Here is a 22887-nt window from a genome sequence, read left to right as displayed (position 1 = left end):
GCCACAGTCATCCTGCCCGATCGGGCAGGCCACAAAAGAGTCAGGTAAGAAAAGGAGGTCGGTTGATGCGTAATATACAAAAAGTACTGGAACGTTGGGGCGGTTGGGCTGTGGCAGAGGGCACGCAGCTTGACTGGTCGCCGGTTGCGGCGGGCTTTAAAGGGCTGCTGCCGGATGAGCGGAGAAGCCGACTCTCCTGTAGCGACAGCGACGGGCTGATTGTCGATGCGGCTATCGCCAAATTGCACAAGGTCGGGCGTACGGACGAGGTCGAGCTGATTATCCTGCACTACCTCTATAATATTTCCAAATCCGCCATTGCCCGGAAAAAGAAATGCTCGGAAGGCAAAGTAAGGAACCAGCTGATGATAGCTGAAACCTTTATTGATGCCTGTATAATTATGAGCGATGCGGAGCTGGAAATGGATGCCTGGATATAAAATTTCTTCGTTACGAATATAAAAATATAAAAGCAAAGAATAATTTAATTATGACCAGATGTCGTAAGGCAAGTCTACGTTGTTACGCAATTTGCATACATAGCAAAAATAATATTGATCAGGGCTTTTCGTAACGATTTTATACGCGTAAAGTAGCAACATGGTTCTTTAACGATTGCGAACCACAAAGAGAATGTTTTCTATATGCACTCCGTTGTCTGCCTTATTGGCAGGCAGGAGTGCATTTTTTATGCCTCAAACTTTCCTGAGTTATTAAATAAAAAAATTAGCACTAAGGGGTTTTCGTTACGAAATAAACCCCTTAATGTAGCAGCATGGATTAGTGACAGGCAGGGAGGGATGAAAAAGGAAAAGTTCTTCGTAACGAGTTCCCCGCAGTAATATAGCATCATGGATAAAAACAACCGGCTGCAAAAGATATTAAAGCAAAGGGTTTTCGTTACGAAATAAAGCCCTTAATGTAGCAGCATGGATTAGTGACAGACAGGGCGAAATAAAAAAGGAAAGGTTTTCGTAACGAGTTCCCCGCAGTAATATAGCATCATGGATATAAAAAAACCGGCTGTAAAAGATAATAAAAAAAAGGGTTTTCGTTACGAAATAAACCCCTTAATGTAGCAGTATGGATTAGTGACAGGCAGGGAGAAATGAAAAAGGAAAGGTTTTCGTAACGAATTTCCCGCGGTAATATAGCATCATGAATATAAACAACCGGCTGCAAAAGATATTAAAGAAAATGGTTTTCGTTACGAAATAGACGCCGTAATGTAGCAGTATGGATAAGTGACCGACGGCAAGTAATAAAAAAGGGAAAGGTTTTCGTAACGAATAGTCCGCAATAATCTGGCAGCATATAAATAATCAAACGATCAAAAAAACTTTAAAATACATCTCAAAAAACGATGTAGGGAGCAAGCTTTCCCTGCGCCGTAATGATACAGGAGGCCAGATATAAAGCATGTTTCCTCAGGAGCCAGGCTTTTGGGCCAGTGTCGGACTCTGGCTTTACAGCCATAAAACAGAATGGGGCTATGCCGGCATCGCCGCCATGTTTTCCCTGCTGCGCAGCGCTTGTGCCCGAACCCCCTGGAGCAAGCGTGTGCTTGACGCGGTGTCGTGCAGCGCCCTGGCTTTCTTTGCGGCGCCGACGCTGCAGGTAATTGGCGCGCTGCTGAACTGGAATATGCCCGAGGCCGCCGCCCAGGTTTTTGCCGTTTATATTGGCTACGTGGGTAATGACTATATCAGCGAAAAGTTAAAGCGCTGGATCAACAAAAGAACGGGAGAGCCAGATGGAAATCAGCCCTGACGGTATCAGCTTTATCAAGCAGGAAGAAGGTGAAAAACTTACGGCCTATCGGGATAGCCGCGGCATATTAACTATCGGCGTCGGGCATACGGGCCTGGTTGCCAGTAAAACGATAGCGGACGGCATGGTCATTACGCCTGAGCAAAGTAATAAGCTGCTGCTTGCGGATATTTCGCATGTTGAGCATTTTATTAATGAAAAAGTCAGCGTCAGTCTGACGCAAAATCAGTACGATGCTTTATGTAGTCTGGTATTCAATATTGGCGTCAGCGCTTTTAATAGTTCGACGCTGTTAAAGAAATTAAATCAAGGCGATTATGAGGGCGCCGCAGAAGCCATGCTGTTATGGAAAAGGGCCGGTCAGTTATCTGACGTGCTGCTGCCACGCAGAAAAAGAGAAGCCGCTCTTTTTCTGAAAAAATAAAAACGTCCTTTTTTATTTTCTTCGCTAAAAACCGTGGCGTTTCGCTATGCCATAACCATAAAAATAACTAACCAACAACCCAAGGAAATCAAGATGATTGAAGTTAATTCATTTGCAGAGTTGCGCACCACCAAACCTTCCGCCTCTGGCGATATCGCCATGCTGAAACGTTATTACGATAAAGATTCCACCTTTCAGGGCGGCGGGCGTTTCGTCGGCTTTATTGATGCGTCGATAGCAGCATCAAAGGATGATGGCGGCTCCGTGGCGGTAGCGACGGGCGGCGGCTATTACTGGAAGCGTATTATTGATAACGTCGAAGATATTAATATCTATCATTTCGGCGGCAAGCGTCTGCGCGGCGACAGTAATTTCGATGCGGACAATGGTAAAGTCAACCATGACGCCTGCATCAATATGTATAAATGGGGACAGGCTTTTTCATCGCCGATTAGCGATACCAGCAAAAATCCGATCCACGGCGTGGGTATTCGCTTCCCGGCCGGGAAATTCCTGGTAAACCCGGTCGATCTTACCGGCGAAGGCGAAATCAACTATTTCAGCCTGTACGGTGACGACTGCGAATATGGCGTGTCACCGCGCACCATTATTGTTTCCGACCAGTCCGCCGCGACGGTATTTAAAGTGAAGGCGCGCCGCACCGCTATCCGCGGCATCTTCTGGGACGGTCAGGCCACGGCGGACACCGAAACCAATACGGGCGTGATTACGCCGGAAATGGTCAGCAACACGCAGCCCTTTTTTGAAAATACCGTGATTGAAGGCGAGTTCGTCAATATTACCTGCTGCCGCATTGAGAATATCGGCGGCGCCGCTTTCAAATTGCTCGATACGCTGGATACGCGTCTGGATCAGATTTACAGCAACACCACCTATGCGCGAGTGTTTGATATCCAGTGGTCGGATTCTGTTATTGGCGTCTGGGATCACTCGACGGCGGTCGAGCTGTCGAACTGTAATTTCCAGAAAGGATACAGCGACGCCACGCTTTATATGCCGCGCGTCACCCAGGGACTGATCCGCAACGTCTGGATTGAACACACGCGTTTCCCCGGCGATTTGAGCAACGGCCAGTGGATTATCGACGCGCTGAGCATCGAGTCTTCTGAAAATCCGCTGAAGCTGAACTACACCAGGGCCACGATGCGCGCCCTCAGCCTTCAGTCCGGCGCCAAAGTCGACCTGAGCAGATCCGGTACGCCGTGGCTGTCAGGCTTTGAATACGGCTGGCGTCGCGATGAAAACTACGGTTCGGAGATGACCGGTTCCCTGAAGGCCGGCTGGTATTCCGGCTACCGCGTCAGCAACACGACGGATGAGGATAAATGGTTCCGCGTCGGCAAATTCTTTTTCCCTCATGCCAACCAGCACTGGCATCTGGAAATGCACGGCAAAACGCTAAGGGATACCGTTACGCAGCCTGCCGATGCGCCGCTGCTGACCAACGTCTGCGGTAAGGCCTACCTGAACCTTTATCGCGGCGCCAGCTCCGTTGGCGGCAACCTGCATTATGAAGGGGATTCGGGCGTGGTTGACTGCATTGTCAGAACCAGCGACAGCAAAGGCCTGTACGGCGAAGTCTGGATCAAGCTCAAGGCGCAGTGCGGCGACGTGATGGTCAATCTGAAAACCACCGGCCCGTCGCGCTTTGAAGCGGGAGAGTGCTCGCTGTTCAGCGCCGACTTCTCAGAAGTCACCGATCTGGATACCACTAAACGCGTCACGCTCTCTACGGTGATGAATTTTCATAACGGCACTGCCGGTTATGGCTTTGACGGCAGCCTGGCGACGCTGACGACGGCAGTAGCGGAAGCGCCGGCGGCGACCGCAACGCCTGCAGGCTATATCACCGTTAAAATTAACGGCGTAAACCGCAAGCTGGCCTATTTCTGATAAATAAAAGGAGAGGACGAATGAAATGAATGAACGCTAAATGGCTAATCTTTATTTTTCTGTCGGTTGTTATGTTGGCCGCAGTAAAAACCGCGCTTTTTTATCATTCCCACTATGTGGATACCCGTAATCAGCTTCGGCAGCAGCAGGAGCAGGTTAATACGCTACAGCAACGGCTTAACGCCGCGGCCGCTATGGATAAAAAATATGTTTCGCAACTGCAACAGGCCAGGGAAAACGCTGGCCAGCTTGAGCATGATGTTGCTGCTGGCCAGCGCAGGCTGCAGCTCGCCGCCAGCTGCCACAGCGCCTCCACGGCCCGCGCCGTCGGCGTGGCTGATGCAGCCGGCCCCCGACTTACTGACGCCGCTCAACGGTATTATTTCACTCTCAGAGAAAGAATAGCAACGGCCCGCATTCAGATAGCGGGATTACAGGATTATATTCGCCAGCAGTGTCAGCCTTAATAAGCGTTATATCCCGACGGATGAAATCTTTTCATCCGCTTTTCTGCTGCCTGCAATTTGCTTTTCATTGCAATAACTAACAGGAGGTGTGCTGGTGACGAATACCAGTAAAACAGCCGGCTGGCTGACGCCGCTTAATGACGAACCAGCCAGGGACGCCGCGCTGGAAGAACAACTCAGCACGTGGATCCAGGGGCTTACCGGCCTGGCTGCCGATCGGGTGGCGGTTGACGACGGCGCGTCGCCGCCTGCATGGCTGCCGACCGGCGAAAGCGGCTGCGCTTTTATGGTGATGAAAATCGCCGCCGAAGGCACGCCCGTGTTGACTAACCAACAGGAGGACAATGTCCAGCTGTGGCGGGATGAACGGATGGAATGCCGACTGCATTTCTATGGCCCTTCCGCCCAGCTTTATGCCGCTCGTTTTCGCGACGGAAATATGCTGGCGCAAAACCTTGCCGCTTTAAAACAGCTTTCGCTTGGCGTCAGCGATTGCAGCGATATTACCACCGTATTGGAAATGGTTAATAACGCTCAGACCCGCCGTTATGAATTAACGGTCAATGTTGTTCGTAAAATATTCCGTCTCTACGGAATTTACTCACTGGTGGAAACACCCGTTCAATTTTTTGGAGAATAAAATATGCCTCAAGGATTGCCTTTATCCGGCATCGTGAATGTTGACGTCCTGATGTCACCCGTTGCCGCTTCCGGTCGTAACTTTGGCTCAATGCTGATTATGGGGAGCGCCACGGTAATCCCCCTGACGGAACGCCTGCGTCTTTATACCGCCGCCGCCGATATTGGGGCCGACTTTGGCCTGGATTCCGCCGAATACCAGGCGGCCGCCGTCTGGTTTGCGCAGTCGCCGCAGCCGCAGCAGCTTTATATCGGCCGCTGGGCTAAAACGCTCGCCGCGGACGAAGAGGGTAAGACAGAAACGCTGGTCGAAGCCGTCAACGCCGCGCTGGAATATGCTAACTGGTACGGCCTGGCCGTGGCCACCGCCGCAGACGACGTTATCAGCGACGAAGATGTACTCGGCGTGGCGGCGGCTATCGAATCAGCCGGTCAAAGCCGTGTCTTTGCCGTTACCACCGGCAGCGCAGCGGTGCTGGATGCAACTTCCACCACGGACGTCGCCGCCCGGCTGAAAGCGGCAGGCTATGCGCGCACCTTTGTGCAGTATTCCACCCGCAGCCGCTTTGCCGCGATTTCCGCGTTCGCCCGTGCCTTTACCGTTAATTTCAACGGCAGCAACACCACGCTGACGCTGAAATTTAAGCAGGAGCCGGGCATCGCTTATGAAACCCTGAACGCCAGGCAGGCCGCCGCGCTGGAAAGCAAAAGGGCCAACGTCTATGTCCTTTTCGCCAACGACAGCGCCATTCTGCAACAGGGCGTCATGGCTAACGGCGACTTCTTTGACGAGCGCCACGGGCTGGACTGGCTGCAAAACTTCGTGCAGACCAACCTGTATAACCTGCTCTACACCTCTGCCAGCAAAATTCCGCAGACCGAAGCGGGCATTACCCGGCTGATGGGCAATGTGGAAGCATCTATGGATCAGGCCGTGACCAACGGGCTGATCGCGCCGGGCGTCTGGAACGGCGGCGAGATTGGCCAGCTGGCTGCCGGCGACATGCTCACCAAAGGCTATTACGTCTATGCCCAGCCGCTGGCGCTGCAGTCGCAGGCCGATCGCGAAGCGCGTAAAGCGCCGCTGATGCAGGTTGCCTGCAAACTGGCCGGTGCCGTGCACTACGCCGATGTCCAAATTAACGTTGTTCGCTAAGGAAAAAAATATGTCTGCCTATTCATTTATGGATGTTACCGCCTCTTTTATTGGCCCGGGCGCGGTATTTGATTTGGGAAGCGGTTCCGGCAGCTCGGAAGAGGGCATTACCGTTTCCATGAAGGAAAATAAAAACAGCATGAAGCTGGGGATTGACGGCGAAGGGATGAATACCCTGCTGCCGGGCACGTCCGGCCAGATTACGGTTAATCTGCTGGAAACCTCGCCGGTGAATAAAAAGCTTTCGCTGGCCTATAACGCGCAGAGCGCAAGCTCTGCCAGCTGGGGGAAAAATATTATCGTGATCCGCAACAGCGCCTCGGGTGAAGTCATCACCGCGCGCGGCGTGGCCTTCCAGAAGCTGCCCGATCGTAAATTCGCCAAAGAGGGCGGCACCACCGCCTGGATCTTCGACTGCATCAAAATCGATGTGGTGATGGGGGAATATTAATCGATGGAATTCACACTCAACGAAACCACGTTCCGTATCGCTAAGCTGGACGTTTTTCAACAGCTTAAAGTCTCGCGAAAGCTGCTGCCGCTGCTGGCCGGGCTGCTCTCCGACATTAACACGGTGAAATCGGCGGCGGCGCAGGGCGACTATTTCCAGGTGCTGGAAAAAGCGCTGCCCGCTATTGCGCACTCGCTGGCCGACATGAGCGAGGAAGACACCAATGCGATTTTGCATCCCTGCCTGGCGGTAGTCTCGCGCCAGCAGGCAAAAAGCTGGGTGCCGATCTTCTCTCAGGGTGTGCTGATGTTCGATGACCTCGATCTGATCACCATGCTGAAGCTGGTGCTGCGGGTAGTGGAGGATTCGCTGGGCAGTTTTTTGCCCGAACTCCCCGTCAGCAGGAGCGAGGTCCCGGCAGCGGGCTGACACTGGAAACGCTTCCTGACGGGGAAGATTTTCTGATGCGCCCGGTGGATGCCGGGCTTATCAGCTACACCGCGCTCAAGGATGGCTCAGTGGATCTGGCGGATATTGCCCGCCTGAACGACTGGCTGGATCTGAAAGCGGATAATCAACACCGCATTGAGCAATGGAAACAGGCCAATGAACGCTGAAAATACAAAAAATTTTCTGATGGTGCTGGATACACAGCTGGCGGCGGAGGCCGCCAGCTGGCAAAAAGTCAGGCAGTTTGTTGAGGCGCCGGGCTGGCAAAACAACGAACAGGCGGCAAAGGCGCTCGATCTGCAAAAGATCAAACAGACGGTAGAGCAGGCGGGTAAAGCGCTGGTGGAGTACATCAACCGCTTCGCCAGCCGTCTGGAGCAGCTTGGCGTCCGTGCGCAGAATGCCGGTACGCCAGCGGGCGATCTCAACGCGCTGGAATACGGCGCGGCCCAGACCGGCCTCAGCAACGATGCCATAGCGAAAGCTTTCCAGACCCTCATTAATAAGCCGGGCGCACAAGCGCGCCTGAATAAGCTGGGCGTGGCAACGCGCGACGCCAGCGGCCAGAAAAAAACGGACAGCGAACTCTTCAGCGAGGCCAGCAGCAGGCTTGGCGCTATGCCGGAAGAGCAGGCGCTGGCGACCGCCAATAGTCTGGGACTTGCGCCCGATATCCTGGTCGCTATGCAAAGAGGGCTGGGGAAATTTATCGGCGACTATAACCAGCTTTCCGACTCTCTCGGCGTCAATATGACGCAGGCCGTCTCCGGCGCCGACCACTTTATGACGGCCAGGCGCAAGTTTGATGAGGTTGTCGAACTGCTGCAAACCAACAGCAGCAGCCGGCTGAACAACGGACTTGGGGAGATCTTCGATAACTTTACGAAGAAGCTGACCGACAACGCGCCTGACGTCGAGCGCGTGCTTGATGGCGCGGTAAGCCTGCTGCTGCTGCTTGCCGAAGTGGGAGAAAGGGTCATATTGCGTCTGATCCAGGCGGTGGCCGATTTAAGCGGCTGGTGGGACTCGCTGGATAGCAGTTCGCAGGAGCTGATCGTCACGCTTGGCGTAATGACGGCGGCCTGGCTGGCGCTGAACAGCGCTTTTTTACTCTCGCCCATAGGAATAGTCGTGGCGCTGGTAGCGCTGCTTTTCACGCTTTACGACAGCTATAAAACCTGGCAGGAGGGCGGAAAAACCCTGATTGACTGGGACCAGTGGGCGCCAGGCATCAACGCGGCCAAAAAGGCGCTGGACTGGCTGCTGGAGAAATTCGGCCAGCTTACGGCAGGCACGCTTGACTGGAAGGGCGGGCTACAGGCTATTACCGATTTTGTGACGGGTAACTGGTCGGCGGGCATGACCGCCGCCGTGGATAAGGTGAAGAACTATTTCGATAACTTCTTTACCGATATCACTAATAAGCTGGCCAACAGTCCAATCTGGCGCTTTGTGAAAAAAATGGCCGGAGAGACACAGGCCGCCGTGTCGGACATCTCATTGCCGGGTTTGGCGGATCCAAACAGCCCGTTGAACCCGCAGCAGGCCCGGATGCTGGCGAACGTGATGACGTGGTCTGCCAATGACAATCTGACAGGCGCGCTGCCTTTCAGCATGGGCGGCCGTTTACCCTGGCAAAGTGAAATAGCGCAGAGTCGGGCGGACAGCACCGTTGGCATCCAGCAGGAAACCAATATTTATGTGCAGGGTGGCGAGCCACACCTGACGGCCCAGAGAGTGGCGGACAGTCAGTTCGATGTGAACTCGCAATTCGTCCAGACCGTAAGGAATATGCCGGTATGATAAAAGGTTTCCCCACGCTATTAATGCAAAGCAAACGTAAAATCGGTTTGCTTATTCCCAATGTGGTAATGAAAGAGAGCCACACCGACAAACTGAACGTCACCACGCATCCTGTCGAAGCGGGCGCCACCATCGCCGATCATGCTTATCTCTCGCCTGCGGAGCTGACTATGGAGGTAGGCTTTTCCGGCGGCGGTTCGCTGGTGGACTTTATGGATACGACACAATTCGGTATCCAGACATCGTTAAGCCCGGCAGAAAGCTACCAGAATTTGCGGGAGCTGATGACCAACAGGCAGCCGCTGACCGTGGTGACCGGCAAGCGGCTGTACAACAATATGCTGATTACCTCAATTTCCGTGACAACGGATGCCTCTACGGAACACGTGCTGTTCGCCTCGTTAGGCCTGACCGAGCTGATGATTACGCAGACGCGAACGCTCAGCAGCGCGGAAAAGGAGAATATGGCGCAGGGCGCAAAAACCTCTGCCGTGCAGAATAACGGTAAGAAAGTCGCCAGGCCCGGCCCGGCGAATGTGGTTCTCACGAGGGGGAGCAGCTGATGACTATTACCGAAATTCCGCTGACGCCCGATAATCAGCTGTTCGATATTTCCATCAATAATAGCGATTATAAAATGCGCATTATCTGGCGGGAGAGCGGCTGGTTTCTCGATCTGCAAAACAGCGACGGCGGGGATATTATCGCGGGCATTCCGCTGGTGACCGGCGCCGACCTGGTGGCGCAGTATGCTTATCTGCAGCTGGGCTTTGGCCTGTGGCTGTTTTCCGACAGCAGCGGCAATACCGCGCCGGGTCAGTACGATCTCGGTTACACCGCGCATCTTTGCATTATCACGGAGGCGGCATGAGCGTTAACTGGATGCGCTACTGTGAGCTGCTGCTGGAAGATGCCAGTAAAGCGTCGATTATCCTGGGCGATTTAAAGGTCGATTTCAAAATTGTTACTCATGTGCAAAGCAAGGGCAGCACTGCGGAGATTAAAATTTATAACCTGAGTGCGGAAACCCGCAACGCGATCGTGAGCGGCAAATATAAAAAGCTGCGCCTTATCGCGGGCTATACGGGAGTCCTGCCGGATAAGAACGAAGAGGAGCCGGTTATACCTGACTATATGGTGGGAAAAGCGATCGAAAACCCGCCGGTTAAATCAGGAGGCCCAAATTACGGCGAAATCTTTAGCGGCGAAATCCGCTATGCGTTTATTGATAAGATCGGATCCAAAGAATCTACGCAGGCTAGTCCGGAAAGCGTATTGAAAATTCAGGCTATCGATGGTCATCAGGCCGCAATGGAGGCAACGGTCAACACTACCGTCGCCGCAGGTTACGATGCCAGCGCCATCCACAGGTTAACCCTGCGCAGCTTTAATCCTTACGGCGTGACCGCTGGCGCCACCGGCACCATGCCGCCCACGCGTTTCCCCAGAGGGCGGGTACTCTATCAGACGGCCAGCCAGGTGATGGATAACGTTGCCGCGCAGTGCCGCGCGACCTGGCAGTTTGTCGACGGCAAACTGCAAATGGTGCCGGAAGAAAGCTATCTCGAACGCATTGTGGTGCTGAACAGCCAGACCGGCATGATCGGCGCGCCCGAACTGACCACGGAAGGGGTCAACATCAAATGCCTGATCGACCCAACGCTTCGTCTGCATGGTCTGGTGCATATCAATCAGGCTGCGCTTAACAGCATGCGTAATGCCATGGAATCGGTCAACCGCGCGGCCGCCGAAGAAAGAGAGGCGGCGGCAAAAGGGAACAAAGCGCAGCCGCAGGCGGCGCCCCAGGGCGAGCAAAAGAACGCGCAGCCGCCTGCCGATATCGCGGCCGACGGCGTCTATATCGTTAAAGGTATCACTTACGAAGGTGATACCCGTGATGAGAATTGGTATATGACACTGACCTGCATCGTGCGGGATAAACAGACCGCCCTTAAGGCGCCCGCTGCGCCGCACTAATTCAACCATCCGCCTGAGGCGGTTTTTTTTTGGAGTTTTTATGCCCGTTTCTATCCAGTCAGTGATTGGCGGGGAAGCTCAGGCGTATCGGGCTTTAGCGGACATGGTGTCCACAACGCTACGCGTAGCCTTACCCGGCATTATTCAATCCTTCGATCCCGACACTGTAACCTGCGTGGTGCAGCCGGCCATTAAGGGCAGCGTGCGCAATGCCAGCGGCCAGCCGGTTTCTCAGGCGCTGCCTTTGCTGGTCGACGTTCCCGTGATTTTTCCCCGCGGCGGCGGCTGTACCATCACCTTTCCCGTTAAAAAGGGCGATGAATGCCTGGTGATCTTCAGCGATCGCTGCATCGACTTCTGGTGGCAAAACGGCGACGTGCAGGAACCGGTCGATCCGCGTCAGCACGATCTGTCCGACGCTTTCGCGCTGGTCGGGCCGCAGTCCCAGAAGGAAAAAATCAGCGCTATCAGCACGGAGGCTTTGCAAATCCGTACGGATGAAGGCCAGGCCTTTATCGAGCTGAAACAGAGCGGCGAGGTCAATATCACCACTACGCGGCTAACGCTTAACGGCAATCTGCACGTCAATGGCGATATTACCTCGACCGGCGATCAGACCGCTGGCGGCATCAGCCAGATCGATCACGTTCATGGCGGCATCCAGAGCGGCAGCAGCTACACAAGGGGACCGCAATGAGATATCGCAGAGAAGAGCAGGACGGCGATTACGCCTTTGGCAAAGGGGACAGCGCTTTCCTGGTTAACTCGCCGGCGTGCGTGGCACAGGCGATTAAAACGCGGCTGCAATTATGGTATGGGCAATGGTTTCTGGATACCACGGAAGGCACGCCCTGGCTGCAATCGCTGACCGGCAAGCAGCACAGCGCGACGGCGGAAATGGTTCTGCGCCAGCGCATCCTTGCCACCCAGGGCGTTAAGTCCATTCTCTCTTTCAATACCACGTTCGACTCTTCATCCCGCCGGGCAATTTTCACGGTAACCGTGGAAACGCTGTACGGCACGACGACAGTAACAAGCGAGGCATAATGGCTCTTAAGACAGACAGGCTGGGGTTATCGGCAACGATAACGGCCCAGGGGATCGGCGCGCCTGATTACCAGACAATCCTCAGCGCGCTGACCGACTATTTCCGACAAATTTATGGCACCGACGCCTATCTGGAACCGGACAGCAAAGACGGGCAGATGATAGCGATTATGGCGCTGGCTATCCACGATGCCAATAATATGGCGATAACCTGCTACAACTCGTTTTCGCCGTCCACCGCGGTGGGCGACGCGCTGACGCGCAATGTAAAAATCAACGGTATCGTGCGTAAACCCGCGACCAACTCAACGGTGGATTTACAGCTGAGCGGCACGCCGGGCACCACCATTGTTAACGGCTCGGTCAGGGACAGTAATAACGTTATCTGGAACCTGCCCGCAAGCGTAACGATTGCCACCACGGGATTGGTCACCGTGACGGCCACCTGCGCGGAAACCGGGCCGATAGCGGCGGTAAGTGGTTCCGTTAACCAAATCAACACGCCGACGCGCGGCTGGCAGACGGTGACCAACCTGAACGCGGCGGCCACGGGAAGCGTTGCCGAAACGGACGCGGAACTGCGGCTGCGCCAGGCGCAAAGCGTTTCATTGACGGCGCTGACCACTTTTGACGCGCTGGACGGCGCAATTTCAAATATCGCAGGCGTCGTCGGGCATAAGCTTTACCAGAACGACAGCGATGATAAGGATGCGAATGGGCTGCCCGGCCATACTATTTCGGCAGTGGTGCAGGGCGGTGACGCAAATACGATCGCCGACGTTATTCGCAAAAAGAAATCGCTGGGCGTAGGCACGTTTGGCAATACCACCATAACGCTTGCCGACAGCTATGGCACGCCGCAGGCGATCCGCTTTTCGCGGCCGGTGCCGGTGCCGGTTTATCTGTCGCTGGAGCTGAAAGCGCTGACGGGCTACACCAGCCCCATCGCGGAGAAAATTAAAAAGGCGCTGGCGGCCTATATCAATAGTCTGGGGATCGGCAACAGCGTTCTGCTCAGCCGTCTTTATTCGCCCGCTAACCTGACGACAGGGCAGGACAGTACGGACAGCCAGTACTACGACATCCTGAGCCTGCTGGCAGGAAAAAGCGAAGCCGCGCTTTCCTCAGGCAATATCGCTATCGGCTATAACGAATTTGCCAGCTGCGAGGCGGATAATATTACGATATCGGTGACCGCATGAACTATACCGATTTGATCACCAACTACCATCGCGGAAAAGCGAAATACGTCGAGCACATTGATTTAACCACGCGGCCGCAAAAAGAAATTATCGATCTCTTTAGCGAAATCGTAACGGCGTTAGATTTAGACAACGCTACCGGCGCGCAGCTTGATATTTTAGGCGAGTGGATCGGGCGAGCCAGAAGTATTAACGCACCGATTGAAGATTACTTTTTTACCTTTGATAAGGCCTCGCTGGGCTTCGACCTTGGCAGCTGGAAAGACAGGTATGAACCCGATTCGGGCATTATCAAAGTGGATGATGAGGATTATCGCACGATGCTGCGCGCTAAAATCGGCGCCAATAAGTGGGACGGCACGGCCGACACGTTGCCCGCAATTCTGCAAGAAATCTATACGAAGCAGGATATCAATATCACCTTTACCGATAATCAGGATATGACCGTAACGGTATATGTGACGGCAAAAAACCTGTCCACCATTACCAAAGAGATTATTAAGCAGGGCTATCTGGCGATCAAGCCCGCTGGCGTCACGGTAAATTATGAAATTAATGGAGAATAACGATGGCAAAAAATGACTTTAAACCTTTTGCTACGGGCGAAAGCGCAAACGTGCTGTCACAGGCGGATTACGAAGCGCTGGATGCTACGGCAAACGGCTTTCAAACCGGCATCGCCAGAAGCGAACAGCTGAATAAGGTCTGGCGACAGGCCTCAACGATTGCTTCCGTCGTAGCCAGCTTTATGGCAGATAAATCCGGTAATGATGTGCTGGACGATGGCGACACAGCGGCATTACAGGCCACACTGTTAAAAGCCTTGTTAAATAATGCAACTGCTCAGCTGGATGGCCGGTATTTGCAGACCGGCAAAAACCTTGCGGATGTAAATAACGTAGCGCAGGCGCGCGGCAATCTTGGTTTGGGTAGCCTGGCGTTAAAAAACGGGCTTAGCGCGGCAGACGTGGGGGCTTTTCCTGCAGAAGGCGGTACTGTAGGCTCCAACGGTATAAAAGCCCCCGGTATTTTTGTTAACAACCATACGATGCCAGGAAACTCGCAGGGTATGTACATGCAATGGAATGAAAGTAACGGTACGGGGGAAGGGGCATTAGTCTGTAACAGAGGTTCTGGTTCAGGTGGATTTGTTCTTCGTACTGTTAATTCAGATAATTCTGTTGAAACAGGTAGAATTACAATCAGTGGCAATGGCGATTTGAATACTTCTCGCTACCTGACTGAAATGGGGCAGCGGGTTTTTGGCCCGAACAACCCATCCACACAATTTAGTGGGGCAGGCTGGTTTAAAGATATATCGACCGGTTTTATTATTCAATGGGGGAGTACTTCAAACGGTTCAAGCAATGTTGAAAACCATAATTTTAATATTTCCTTCCCACGAGCTGCCTTGGCTGTTATTGGCAGTTTAGGAACCGATCAGGATCTGGGGAGAGTTGTTTATTTACAAGTTGCTAATAATTCTGTTTTTTCAAGCAGAACCACCACTAATAGCCTTGGTTTTCATTGGATCGCGCTAGGATATTAAATATGAATAACTATTTTTACAGTAAAAAAACTAACGGCTTTTACCCAGAGACCATGAAAGCAGATTATGAAGCCTCACCAAATGGCTGGCCCGATGATGCCGTTATGGTCAGTGAGGGGGTATATAATAAACTATATGCGGGGCAGGCTGAGGGGAAAATTATAACTGCTGATAATTATGGCAATCCAATTTTAATTTCTCCGCCAGCTCCTACAGCAGAACAGTTGTTGGCCCTCGCAGAAGAACAACGTAGAACTTTAATAGCAGAAGCAACGATAGCTATCGCCCCGTTGCAGGATGCAATCGAGCTAGATGAGGCGACCAGGGAAGAAGCAGCGCAGCTTACCGCATGGAAAAAATATAGGGTCTTGCTAAACCGGATTGATATCAGTGACGCTCCTGATATCGTTTGGCCTGAAAAGCCCTGAATAGTATTATAATATTCCAGTAAAGCGGCAAAAAAGCTGCTTTACTGATAGTTTTCCTGCTTGTTAGTAAAAGTAACTATGATGCAAATTATATTGCACAAGCTATGTAATGAAATAAAAATCAGTTGTTATAATATACTATTTATTTTCAGTTTCTGATGTTTTTGACTGCCTCTGAAAAATGTACTGTTTCGTGTGGTAATTCACATAATAATAAAGATTGTTTCCGCATCTTGCTCAACATGGAAATGAATAAAAATAATGGTCAAGTTCCGGGGGGCAATTTCCTAAATCTTTAGTTAAGCAAAGCATTGCCTTACGTTCGTTTAATAAAATTACATTTATTTTAGACTTAGAAAACTCTCGAGATAGTGACTTATTATTCACTACCTCGAATGCTATTGGCAGATTAATATTTTTTCTTAATGGAAATAAAGGGCCTGACAAAAGCCAGCCACAAGCTTTTCTTTACTTTTAACGTTACAGGGCGTGAATCTCTAATCCTGCCCCATATTAAATTTTTCTCGTTTCTTATAGACTCTGAACCCCTGTCCCCGATAGTGGTAACTTTTTCCAACGGTTCATAGGTATTTATCAATGATGGCACTACCCCGTGAAGATCAATTAACCCAAACTCTTGAAACGTTGTCCATTGATCTGCGACGCACCAGACTGGAAAGAGGTTGGCCAGCATCTTTTTTGCCGCCGCTTTATTGATCACATAGCCGTGCGAGAAGGCTGCATTAAGTACTTTATGAACATGATGCGTATTATCTGTAGAATAAAGCTGCTTGTTCTGATATTGGTTAATATCAGAAAGCAGAGTGACGGTACTATGCCTGTCACTGTTATTTTTAGCGATACTCTCCAAATGTTTCCCAATATCGGCGGGAACGGTGACATCATCTTCCAGAATTAAGGCTAGATCATAGTCAGAGTCCACCAGCTGCTTATAAGCCTTCAAATGGCTCATTGCGCAGCCCACTTCCCCTTTAGTGATGGCGTAGCTCACCTCTCTTTTATAGAAGAAGAACTCGTCATCGGCTATTTTCGAACCGTCGACAGCTTTAATAGTAAAAAATTCTTTACCTATAGCAGCCAACTGTCTCTGCATAGATTGTAACCTGTCTGTAGAGACAGGCAAATTGATCACGAAAATGGCTATATTACTCATCTTTTATCCGCTATTACTTTTTTATTGCTGTTGAGGCTGGCCAACAAAATCAGTGTGCTGAGCAGTACTATATACTCTATAGAGGTCAACAGCACATCTGTCATGCCATACAGCAACGCAGAGATTGCCATAATCGAGACAGGGTTACTAAAGATACCTGCTGTACCATTATCAAAAATCAATTTTATAAAAAAGAATAAAAGGATAAGGAAGCCAAAAACGCCAAATAGCGAGGTGTACTGTAGGAATTCATTGTGCAAGTGAACATCAATATATTCCAGCGCAAATGAATCAGGATGGTTTGTAGTGATCCAGTTGCGTATTATAGTGTTTCTGGTGACCTGGGTTTGACCCAGCGGATTTTCCTGAATAGCCACAAGGCCCGATTGCCACAGGGTAAAACGAGATCCCAAAGATGTGTGGTCATCACCCTGACTGAATCGTGTTATTTCCTGCTGCGTGGTATCAACTCGTGAATAAATGATGCTCTTACCAAAGGTAGCGATGGTCGCAAAAGCTATAACGATGGCTATCACCGGTAAAGGTTTGATGAGTTTACCGCGCCAGAGCGCACTAACCATTATCGCCACTGACAGAAGCGTATGGATAAACATGGCAGAACGGGTTTCAGTCAGTAGAATGATATATATAGAGAGCAAACAGGTAAAAATGATGGCGGTAAACCTGACGGATAGCGAATTTATTTGATTAAGCATGGTCATCATAGCCAACGCCAGCGCGCTATAAGCATAGGCGGTAAGCGTAGCGCGGTTTATGCCAAGAACGATCCTGTCGACGCCGTTTATATGCTGCCAGATGCCGTAAACGCTGGAAAGGATAAAGGCAAAAGATAACGAAACCCACGTTAATTTATAAAGTATCGTCTTACTGATCAGCTCTTTTTTTACGCCCCACAGGGTAAACAAAGCGATAAGCGTAGCTAAAAACCAGCGTTTAGCCGGGGTGAATAAGAGGCCGTTATCCACGCCGGGAATTTTGTTATACGATGCGAACAGTGACCATACTGTAAACATGATTGCCAATAGCAGGCCGGGAAGGATTATTTTGGAATTAAAAAGCGTTGAGCGGATATCTTTAAAGTTCAGTAAAATGCCAGCGGCGCAAAGATAGCTACAAAGATAGAATGAAACTCTGCTGGCCTTTTCATGAACAAATCCGAAAGGCAGTATCAATAAGAGTAATGCCAGAGAACCAAAAAATATTACCCTGGTGACTTGCTCATTTCTTGTATATTTCCGGGAGGAAGGTAATTCGCTCATTTAGAATAGAGTCCTTGGCACAAGGGAGGTTAAACCGTTACGAATGAACGTTAACTGAATAAATACCTGATAACATTTGCTGGGGATACTGCCGCCATTTCCTTTATGGATAATCATTGCGCCTGCCTTCAGGGGAGTAATTTTAGTACTGCCAACTGAGAAAATTAGCCTTCGTTTATAACTGATCTATAAAGAAAAATCAAAACAGCCCGCTTAAAGTTAAGTGCGGGGTCTTACCTATCTGTTTGAAAAAAAAGATAAATTCCATTGTTGCGCATTTGAACTATCCAGACAGCACTATCTTGCTTTACCGCTGGCGCGAGCCTCAAACCAGCTTCTTCACCAGCGCCTCGCTGTGGCGGATATGGCTGGAAGCGCGTTCGGGATCGTGCTGCACCAGCGCCATAAACAGCAGATCGGTCAGCGCCAGCTGCGCAGAAGTCGAAGAGATTGCCGCGCTGCTGGTGGTTTGCTCTTCGGCCACCGTATAAAGGCAATGCGTGGCGCACTGTTGCAGCGTGTTCGGCGTAAAGCCGGTGAAGGCCAGCACGCTGGCCCCGGCACGCCGCGCTTCCTGAGCGGCAAGGTTGATTTCGCGACGTTCACCCGTATAGGAAATTGCCAGCAGCACATCGCCCGGATCCAGCGCCTGCACGCTGGCTAATAGCGCATGCATATCCTGCTCGGCCACGGCATGAATACCAATCTTCATCAGCTTCCACGAAAAATCTTTCGCCACCAGCCCCGACGCCCCGATACCTACCAGTACAATGCGATTCGCTTCCTTCAACAGCTGCAACGTTTCCGTTAGCTTTTCCTCACTATTAATATCCAGCGTGGCGCGGATAGCGGATTGTTTTTCCGCCAGCAGTTTCTCGCCCACGACTTTTAACGGATCGTCGCTTAAGATCAGGTTATGCACGGTAATAGCGTCTTTTTTCGCCAGCGATTCGCTCAGTGCCAGCTTCAGTGCCGGAAATCCTTTGTAGCCCAGCTTCTGCGCAAACTTCACCACGCTGGACTGGCTGACGCCCGCTTCTTCCGCCAGCTTTTGCGAACTGAGATGCCGCGCCTGATCCGGCTGCGACAGTAAAAAGTCAGCGAGGCGTCGCTCGTTCAGCGCCAGCGTGGGATAGAGTTGGCGAATACGTAATAGTGAGCTCATCGGCTCCTCCTTAAAACGGTCTGAACACGCTTCAGCACGTCAGCTACCCTTATAAAAGGCGGCCAGCTTAGTAAAAAAGACCCTTCGGAAAACGGTTATGAATATAATATTCAGTAATTAAGCCGAATACAGAATTAAAAATTCATTTGTGAGGATAGCATGGATCTTGGCGCACTGATTTCAGAAACACGTAATGCAGACACGATGGACCTCGACAGTCTCTCCACGCTGGAGATGGTGACGAAATTTAACGATCAGGACGCCACCGTTGCAGCAGCGGTGCGCAGGACGCTGCCGCAGGTGGCGCAGGCGGTAGACGCGGCAGCCGCTTCGTTACAGGAAGGCGGCAGGCTTATCTATATGGGCGCGGGTACCAGCGGGCGGCTCGGCGTGCTGGACGCTTCCGAATGTCCACCGACCTTCGGCGTGCCGCATGGGCTGGTGGTAGGGGTAATCGCGGGCGGGCCAGGCGCGCTGCTGAAAGCGGTCGAAGGCGCCGAGGATGATGAACAGCTGGGCGTCAGCGATTTGCAGGCGCTGAAGCTGACGCCGCAGGATATGGTGGTCGGCCTGGCTGCTTCCGGACGCACGCCTTATGTCATTGGTGCATTGCGTTTCGCCCGCCAGTCCGGCTGCCGCACCGCAGCAATCTCCTGTAACCCGGACTCGCCCATCGCGCATGAAGCGGCCATCGCCATTTCGCCGGTCGTGGGGCCAGAGGCGCTCACCGGATCGACGCGGCTAAAATCGGGAACGGCGCAGAAGCTGGTGCTGAATATGATCTCCACCGGCGCGATGGTGAAAATCGGCAAGGTCTATCAGAACCTGATGGTGGATATGCAGGCGACCAACGTCAAACTGGTCGATCGCGCCTGCCGGATGGTTTGCCAGGCGACGGGCTGCGAGCGGGAAGAGGCGGAACGGGCGCTTCGGCAAACGGCATATGAAGTAAAAACCGCTATCCTGATGGTGTTGAGCGGCGTTGATGCAACAAAAGCCGCTACGCTGCTTGCCGAACACGGCGGCTTCTTACGCGCGGCATTACAGGCGAGTATGCGCTGAAGCGGATTTACCCGCACCGCGCGCAGTTTTGACATTGCTGTCTCAGCGTCCACTATTATTAACAGCGTTATGACGGCGCGAAACGCGTCTGGTTTGTGGGTTTTCCCCGAGGAGAAAGGTTTGATAACTGGTCAGGAACGACGTGTGGTATTTTTCGATCTCGACGGCACGCTGCATCAGCAGGATATGTTCGGCACTTTTATGCGCTATTTGCTATGGCGTCAGCCGCTCAACCTGTTGCTGGTGGCACCTTTGCTGCCCGTGATCGGCGCCGGCCTGCTTCTCAAGGGGCGCGCTTCGCGCTGGCCGATGAGTCTGCTCTTGTGGGCGATTACGTTCGGCCACAGCGAAAAGAAGCTGCTGGTGCGCGAAAAAGCCTTTGCGCAGTGGTTTCGGCAACGGGTCACCGCTTTCCCGGTGGTGCAGCAGCGGCTGACCGACTACCTGAACAGCGCTGACGCTGACGTCTGGCTGATTACCGGCTCGCCGCAGTCGCTGGTGGATCTGGTCTATTTTGACTCTGCTTTTCTGCCGAAGGTAAAAACGATCGCCAGCCAGATGTCACGCGGCTACGGTGGACGAGTGCTGACAATGCGCTGCCTGGGACATGAAAAGGTGGCGCAGCTGGAAAAACGTATCGGTACGCCTTTACAGCTTTACAGCGGCTACAGCGACAGCAAGCAGGATAACCCGCTGCTTTTCTTCTGCCAGCATCGCTGGCGGGTGACGCCGCAGGGCGAACTGCAACAGCTGGAGTAAACGGGTATACTGCCCCGCGATTTTTTGCTGGAGGCTCAGGTGAGCGATACCCAAATTGATGAAAAATGGATGCGCCATGCTTTAACGCTGGCGCGCCGTGCCTGGGAAGAAGGCGAAGTGCCCGTCGGCGCCGTGCTGGTGCAGGGCGATACCGTTATCGGCGAAGGCTGGAACCGGCCTATCGGCTATCACGATCCGACCGCACATGCGGAGATTATGGCGCTGCGGCAGGGCGGCAAGGTGCTGGAAAACTATCGGTTGCTGGACACCACGCTGTACGTAACGCTGGAGCCGTGCGTGATGTGTGCGGGCGCGATGGTGCACGGCAGAGTGGGGCGGCTGGTGTTTGGCGCGCGGGATGAGAAAACCGGCGCGGCGGGGTCGTTGCTGGATATCTTAGGCCATGCGGGCATGAATCATCAGGTCAGCGTGGAGCAGGGCGTGCTGGCGGCAGAGTGCGCGGCTATGCTAAGCGATTTCTTCCGCCATCGTCGGGCGGAGAAAAAGGCGCTGCGCGACAGGCTGCGCGCGGAGATGCTGAAAGGAGAATAAACAAGGGCGCTGGATAACAGCGCCCTTTTACAGAAAAGAGCAGAGAACGTGGCCTGGCTTAAAGACGCATAAAATGTCGCCCGTGCCGCGCTCAGGGTGTTTTTACTTCCCCGCCGTTCGCCGCGCCCATATTCAGTTCATCGCCACCTGCGGCTCCACGGCCGGATAGCCTTTACCCAGCTGCGCTTCCATTGCCGCCTGCTGCGCCAGCTTCCTTTCCTGATCCTGTAAATAGCCCACCAGGCTCAGCTGGTAAATGCGGATGTTCTCCACATAGTTGTAGGCTTCCTGGCCGCGCGCGTAGCCGTAGGTGGTCTGGCTGTAATAGCGTTTCTGGCTCAGCATCGGCAGCCGCTGCTTGACGTCGGCCCAGCTGTCCGGATTGCCTTTTTGCTTTTCGGTCAGCCTGCGCGCGTCCAGCATATGCGCGTAGCCCATGTTATACGCCGCCAGCGCGAACCAGATGCGCTCATCTTCCGGGATGGTCGGCGGCACCTTCTCCATCATTTTCACCAGATACGCGCTGCCGCCGCGAATGCTCTGTTCCGGATCGGTTCTGTCGCTGACGTTGACGCTGTCCGCCGTATTGCGGGTCAGCATCATCATACCGCGCACGCCGGTAGGCGAGGTGGCCTGCGGGTTCCAGTGCGACTCCTGCCAGGAAATAGCCGCCAGCAGCCGCCAGTCGATCTCGCTGGCGTATTTTTGAAACAGCGGGCGGATAGCAGGCAGCATACTGTCGATGGCGCGCAGAAAAGTGCGGGTATCGACATAGTCGAAGGTGCCGACGTGGCCCAGATACTTCTCGTCCAGCCGCGCCATCGCGCCTTCTTCCGCCATCTGGTTAAAGTAGTCCAGCATCGCCGCATACAGGCTGTCATCTTCGTCGCGCGCCATATACCAGGTCACCGGCTCTTCATCCGTGATATCGAAAGCCACCGCCAGCTGCGGATGGATCCGCTGTAGCAGCGCGATCGACACCGAATCGCCCACCGTATAGTCGAGCTTGCCGTCCGCCACCGCTTCCAGCAGGGCATTCGGGCTCTGATCGGTAGAGATGGCCCAGTCCAGATCGGGATACTGATTTTGCCGGATATCGCGCAGCGTCGAAGCGAACGCGGAATCGGACGCAACCGTCAGGCGACCCTTCAGCGCGCCCAGATTCGGCGGACGCGGCTTGCCCATCCGGTAAACCAGCTGCTGGGAAACGGAATAGTAGGTCGGGCCGGTGCGAAAGCGCGACAGGCGATCGCTGTTGTAGATTAGCCCCGCCGCCAGCACGTCTGCTTTATCCTCTTCCAGGTCGTCAAACAGCTCGCTGAGGTTTTGACGCACCGTGATTTGCAGCTTTACGCCCAGATAATCGGCAAAGCGTTTCGCCAACTCGTAATCCATACCGGCCGGTGCTTTATTCACTGTGTAGTAAGTCAGGGGCGAATTGAGCGTGCTGACGCGCAACACTCCCCGTGCTTTTATCTGTTCCGTTCGGTCCAGCCCGCTGCTGTGCCACGGGATCGACGGCCACAGCGCAAGCGCGAGCAGTACCGTCACCAGCCCGATGAACAGATAATTAATTTTCAGGCGTTTCAAATGGTTATCTCTCGATTTCTCTCAGGAT

27 protein-coding genes are annotated in these 22887 nt (G+C 52.8%); 23 read left to right on the top strand and 4 right to left on the bottom strand.

Features of this window, described 5'->3' with window-relative positions; genetic code table 11:
* Window positions 1–65 precede the first annotated feature (65 nt).
* From AB6T85_RS13580 to AB6T85_RS13485, 20 genes are all read left to right on the top strand, one after another.
* Entirely contained in the window at window positions 66–440 is a 375-nt protein-coding gene (locus AB6T85_RS13580) for an antiterminator Q family protein (protein WP_253459207.1), read from the top strand.
* 979 nt (window positions 441–1419) lie between these two features.
* On the top strand, window positions 1420–1770 hold the full coding sequence (locus tag AB6T85_RS13575; RefSeq protein WP_125289483.1) for a phage holin, lambda family: 351 nt from the start codon (window positions 1420–1422) through the stop codon (window positions 1768–1770).
* On the top strand, window positions 1754–2194 hold the full coding sequence (locus AB6T85_RS13570; protein WP_369895837.1) for a lysozyme: 441 nt from the start codon (window positions 1754–1756) through the stop codon (window positions 2192–2194). Before AB6T85_RS13575 ends, AB6T85_RS13570 begins: the two co-directional genes overlap by 17 nt.
* A 93-nt stretch (window positions 2195–2287) precedes the next feature.
* Window positions 2288–4108 (top strand): putative phage tail protein, encoded by a 1821-nt coding sequence (locus AB6T85_RS13565; protein WP_301252076.1) that lies wholly within the window; start codon window positions 2288–2290, stop codon window positions 4106–4108.
* Window positions 4109–4137: 29 nt separating this feature from the next.
* Window positions 4138–4575 (top strand): lysis protein, encoded by a 438-nt coding sequence (locus tag AB6T85_RS23770; protein WP_436830343.1) that lies wholly within the window; start codon window positions 4138–4140, stop codon window positions 4573–4575.
* Between the two features lie 94 nt (window positions 4576–4669).
* Window positions 4670–5215 (top strand): phage neck terminator protein, encoded by a 546-nt coding sequence (locus AB6T85_RS13555; RefSeq protein WP_369895835.1) that lies wholly within the window; start codon window positions 4670–4672, stop codon window positions 5213–5215.
* Window positions 5216–5218: 3 nt separating this feature from the next.
* Window positions 5219–6370 (top strand): DUF3383 family protein, encoded by a 1152-nt coding sequence (locus AB6T85_RS13550; RefSeq protein ID WP_301730836.1) that lies wholly within the window; start codon window positions 5219–5221, stop codon window positions 6368–6370.
* 10 nt (window positions 6371–6380) lie between these two features.
* Entirely contained in the window at window positions 6381–6821 is a 441-nt protein-coding gene (locus AB6T85_RS13545; protein ID WP_125289487.1) for a phage structural protein, read from the top strand.
* A gap of 3 nt (window positions 6822–6824) precedes the next feature.
* The gene (locus AB6T85_RS13540; RefSeq protein WP_125289488.1) at window positions 6825–7250 is read left to right on the top strand and encodes a phage tail assembly chaperone; all 426 of its coding nucleotides are present in this window, start codon (window positions 6825–6827) and stop codon (window positions 7248–7250) included.
* Window positions 7251–7285: 35 nt separating this feature from the next.
* Complete coding sequence (locus AB6T85_RS13535) at window positions 7286–7438, top strand: DUF6889 family protein (RefSeq protein ID WP_125289489.1); 153 nt, start codon at window positions 7286–7288, stop codon at window positions 7436–7438.
* Entirely contained in the window at window positions 7428–9074 is a 1647-nt protein-coding gene (locus AB6T85_RS13530) for a phage tail tape measure protein (protein ID WP_369895832.1), read from the top strand. Before AB6T85_RS13535 ends, AB6T85_RS13530 begins: the two co-directional genes overlap by 11 nt.
* The gene (locus AB6T85_RS13525) at window positions 9071–9637 is read left to right on the top strand and encodes a phage baseplate protein (protein ID WP_369895831.1); all 567 of its coding nucleotides are present in this window, start codon (window positions 9071–9073) and stop codon (window positions 9635–9637) included. The genes AB6T85_RS13530 and AB6T85_RS13525 overlap by 4 nt, the downstream gene beginning before the upstream one ends.
* The gene (locus AB6T85_RS13520; RefSeq protein ID WP_253459228.1) at window positions 9637–9945 is read left to right on the top strand and encodes a phage baseplate plug family protein; all 309 of its coding nucleotides are present in this window, start codon (window positions 9637–9639) and stop codon (window positions 9943–9945) included. Before AB6T85_RS13525 ends, AB6T85_RS13520 begins: the two co-directional genes overlap by 1 nt.
* Window positions 9942–11051, top strand: coding sequence for a hypothetical protein (locus AB6T85_RS13515; protein WP_369895830.1), 1110 nt, complete (start codon window positions 9942–9944; stop codon window positions 11049–11051). The genes AB6T85_RS13520 and AB6T85_RS13515 overlap by 4 nt, the downstream gene beginning before the upstream one ends.
* A 40-nt stretch (window positions 11052–11091) precedes the next feature.
* Window positions 11092–11748: a Gp138 family membrane-puncturing spike protein gene (locus tag AB6T85_RS13510; RefSeq protein ID WP_369895829.1), complete on the top strand. Its 657-nt coding sequence runs from the start codon at window positions 11092–11094 to the stop codon at window positions 11746–11748.
* On the top strand, window positions 11745–12098 hold the full coding sequence (locus AB6T85_RS13505) for a contractile injection system sheath initiator (protein ID WP_369895827.1): 354 nt from the start codon (window positions 11745–11747) through the stop codon (window positions 12096–12098). Before AB6T85_RS13510 ends, AB6T85_RS13505 begins: the two co-directional genes overlap by 4 nt.
* On the top strand, window positions 12098–13300 hold the full coding sequence (locus AB6T85_RS13500; RefSeq protein ID WP_253459239.1) for a baseplate J/gp47 family protein: 1203 nt from the start codon (window positions 12098–12100) through the stop codon (window positions 13298–13300). The genes AB6T85_RS13505 and AB6T85_RS13500 overlap by 1 nt, the downstream gene beginning before the upstream one ends.
* On the top strand, window positions 13297–13866 hold the full coding sequence (locus tag AB6T85_RS13495; protein WP_301730827.1) for a baseplate wedge 1 family protein: 570 nt from the start codon (window positions 13297–13299) through the stop codon (window positions 13864–13866). Before AB6T85_RS13500 ends, AB6T85_RS13495 begins: the two co-directional genes overlap by 4 nt.
* Before the next feature lie 2 nt (window positions 13867–13868).
* A complete protein-coding gene (locus AB6T85_RS13490; RefSeq protein WP_369895826.1) occupies window positions 13869–14849 on the top strand; it encodes a gp53-like domain-containing protein in 981 nt (326 codons plus the stop codon).
* 2 nt (window positions 14850–14851) lie between these two features.
* Window positions 14852–15277, top strand: coding sequence for a tail fiber assembly protein (locus AB6T85_RS13485; protein WP_369895825.1), 426 nt, complete (start codon window positions 14852–14854; stop codon window positions 15275–15277).
* A 409-nt stretch (window positions 15278–15686) separates the two neighbouring features.
* Here AB6T85_RS13485 and AB6T85_RS13480 read toward each other — a convergent pair whose 3' ends face one another.
* The 3 genes from AB6T85_RS13480 to AB6T85_RS13470 form a co-directional block, all read right to left on the bottom strand.
* Window positions 15687–16451 (bottom strand): glycosyltransferase family 25 protein, encoded by a 765-nt coding sequence (locus tag AB6T85_RS13480; RefSeq protein ID WP_369895823.1) that lies wholly within the window; start codon window positions 16449–16451, stop codon window positions 15687–15689.
* On the bottom strand, window positions 16448–17731 hold the full coding sequence (locus AB6T85_RS13475) for an O-antigen ligase family protein (protein ID WP_369895821.1): 1284 nt from the start codon (window positions 17729–17731) through the stop codon (window positions 16448–16450). The genes AB6T85_RS13480 and AB6T85_RS13475 overlap by 4 nt, the downstream gene beginning before the upstream one ends.
* Before the next feature lie 325 nt (window positions 17732–18056).
* Window positions 18057–18896 carry a MurR/RpiR family transcriptional regulator gene (locus tag AB6T85_RS13470; protein WP_369895820.1) on the bottom strand — a complete coding sequence of 280 codons (840 nt, stop codon included), beginning with the start codon at window positions 18894–18896 and terminating at the stop codon, window positions 18057–18059.
* Window positions 18897–19055: 159 nt separating this feature from the next.
* Between AB6T85_RS13470 and murQ the strand changes: the two genes are divergently transcribed.
* The 3 genes from murQ to tadA all read left to right on the top strand — a co-directional run bounded on the left by murQ (window position 19056) and on the right by tadA (window position 21269).
* Window positions 19056–19958 (top strand): N-acetylmuramic acid 6-phosphate etherase, encoded by a 903-nt coding sequence (gene murQ / locus AB6T85_RS13465; RefSeq protein WP_301730821.1) that lies wholly within the window; start codon window positions 19056–19058, stop codon window positions 19956–19958.
* A 120-nt stretch (window positions 19959–20078) separates the two neighbouring features.
* A complete protein-coding gene (gene yfhb, locus AB6T85_RS13460) occupies window positions 20079–20717 on the top strand; it encodes a phosphatidylglycerophosphatase C (RefSeq protein WP_253459257.1) in 639 nt (212 codons plus the stop codon).
* Between the two features lie 39 nt (window positions 20718–20756).
* Window positions 20757–21269, top strand: a complete 513-nt coding sequence (tadA, locus tag AB6T85_RS13455) for a tRNA adenosine(34) deaminase TadA (protein WP_369895818.1) — start codon at window positions 20757–20759, stop codon at window positions 21267–21269.
* Between the two features lie 132 nt (window positions 21270–21401).
* Here tadA and mltF read toward each other — a convergent pair whose 3' ends face one another.
* Entirely contained in the window at window positions 21402–22859 is a 1458-nt protein-coding gene (gene mltF / locus AB6T85_RS13450; protein ID WP_253459260.1) for a membrane-bound lytic murein transglycosylase MltF, read from the bottom strand.
* Between the last annotated feature and the right edge of the window lie 28 nt (window positions 22860–22887).

It is taken from the genome of Erwinia aeris (assembly GCF_041224955.1).
Classification (GTDB): domain Bacteria; phylum Pseudomonadota; class Gammaproteobacteria; order Enterobacterales; family Enterobacteriaceae; genus Erwinia; species Erwinia aeris.
Note: the sequence above shows the minus strand (reverse complement) of the source record. Positions and strands in the feature narration are given on the sequence as shown.

Coding starts and splice junctions, on each gene's coding strand:
- AB6T85_RS13580 (WP_253459207.1), top strand. CDS start 66: ATGCGTAATATACAAAAAGTACTGGAACGTTGGGGCGGTTGGGCTGTG.
- AB6T85_RS13575 (WP_125289483.1), top strand. CDS start 1,420: ATGTTTCCTCAGGAGCCAGGCTTTTGGGCCAGTGTCGGACTCTGGCTT.
- AB6T85_RS13570 (WP_369895837.1), top strand. CDS start 1,754: ATGGAAATCAGCCCTGACGGTATCAGCTTTATCAAGCAGGAAGAAGGT.
- AB6T85_RS13565 (WP_301252076.1), top strand. CDS start 2,288: ATGATTGAAGTTAATTCATTTGCAGAGTTGCGCACCACCAAACCTTCC.
- AB6T85_RS23770 (WP_436830343.1), top strand. CDS start 4,138: ATGAACGCTAAATGGCTAATCTTTATTTTTCTGTCGGTTGTTATGTTG.
- AB6T85_RS13550 (WP_301730836.1), top strand. CDS start 5,219: ATGCCTCAAGGATTGCCTTTATCCGGCATCGTGAATGTTGACGTCCTG.
- AB6T85_RS13545 (WP_125289487.1), top strand. CDS start 6,381: ATGTCTGCCTATTCATTTATGGATGTTACCGCCTCTTTTATTGGCCCG.
- AB6T85_RS13540 (WP_125289488.1), top strand. CDS start 6,825: ATGGAATTCACACTCAACGAAACCACGTTCCGTATCGCTAAGCTGGAC.
- AB6T85_RS13535 (WP_125289489.1), top strand. CDS start 7,286: ATGCGCCCGGTGGATGCCGGGCTTATCAGCTACACCGCGCTCAAGGAT.
- AB6T85_RS13530 (WP_369895832.1), top strand. CDS start 7,428: ATGAACGCTGAAAATACAAAAAATTTTCTGATGGTGCTGGATACACAG.
- AB6T85_RS13525 (WP_369895831.1), top strand. CDS start 9,071: ATGATAAAAGGTTTCCCCACGCTATTAATGCAAAGCAAACGTAAAATC.
- AB6T85_RS13520 (WP_253459228.1), top strand. CDS start 9,637: ATGACTATTACCGAAATTCCGCTGACGCCCGATAATCAGCTGTTCGAT.
- AB6T85_RS13515 (WP_369895830.1), top strand. CDS start 9,942: ATGAGCGTTAACTGGATGCGCTACTGTGAGCTGCTGCTGGAAGATGCC.
- AB6T85_RS13510 (WP_369895829.1), top strand. CDS start 11,092: ATGCCCGTTTCTATCCAGTCAGTGATTGGCGGGGAAGCTCAGGCGTAT.
- AB6T85_RS13505 (WP_369895827.1), top strand. CDS start 11,745: ATGAGATATCGCAGAGAAGAGCAGGACGGCGATTACGCCTTTGGCAAA.
- AB6T85_RS13500 (WP_253459239.1), top strand. CDS start 12,098: ATGGCTCTTAAGACAGACAGGCTGGGGTTATCGGCAACGATAACGGCC.
- AB6T85_RS13495 (WP_301730827.1), top strand. CDS start 13,297: ATGAACTATACCGATTTGATCACCAACTACCATCGCGGAAAAGCGAAA.
- AB6T85_RS13490 (WP_369895826.1), top strand. CDS start 13,869: ATGGCAAAAAATGACTTTAAACCTTTTGCTACGGGCGAAAGCGCAAAC.
- AB6T85_RS13485 (WP_369895825.1), top strand. CDS start 14,852: ATGAATAACTATTTTTACAGTAAAAAAACTAACGGCTTTTACCCAGAG.
- AB6T85_RS13480 (WP_369895823.1), bottom strand. CDS start 16,451: ATGAGTAATATAGCCATTTTCGTGATCAATTTGCCTGTCTCTACAGAC.
- AB6T85_RS13475 (WP_369895821.1), bottom strand. CDS start 17,731: ATGAGCGAATTACCTTCCTCCCGGAAATATACAAGAAATGAGCAAGTC.
- AB6T85_RS13470 (WP_369895820.1), bottom strand. CDS start 18,896: ATGAGCTCACTATTACGTATTCGCCAACTCTATCCCACGCTGGCGCTG.
- murQ (WP_301730821.1), top strand. CDS start 19,056: ATGGATCTTGGCGCACTGATTTCAGAAACACGTAATGCAGACACGATG.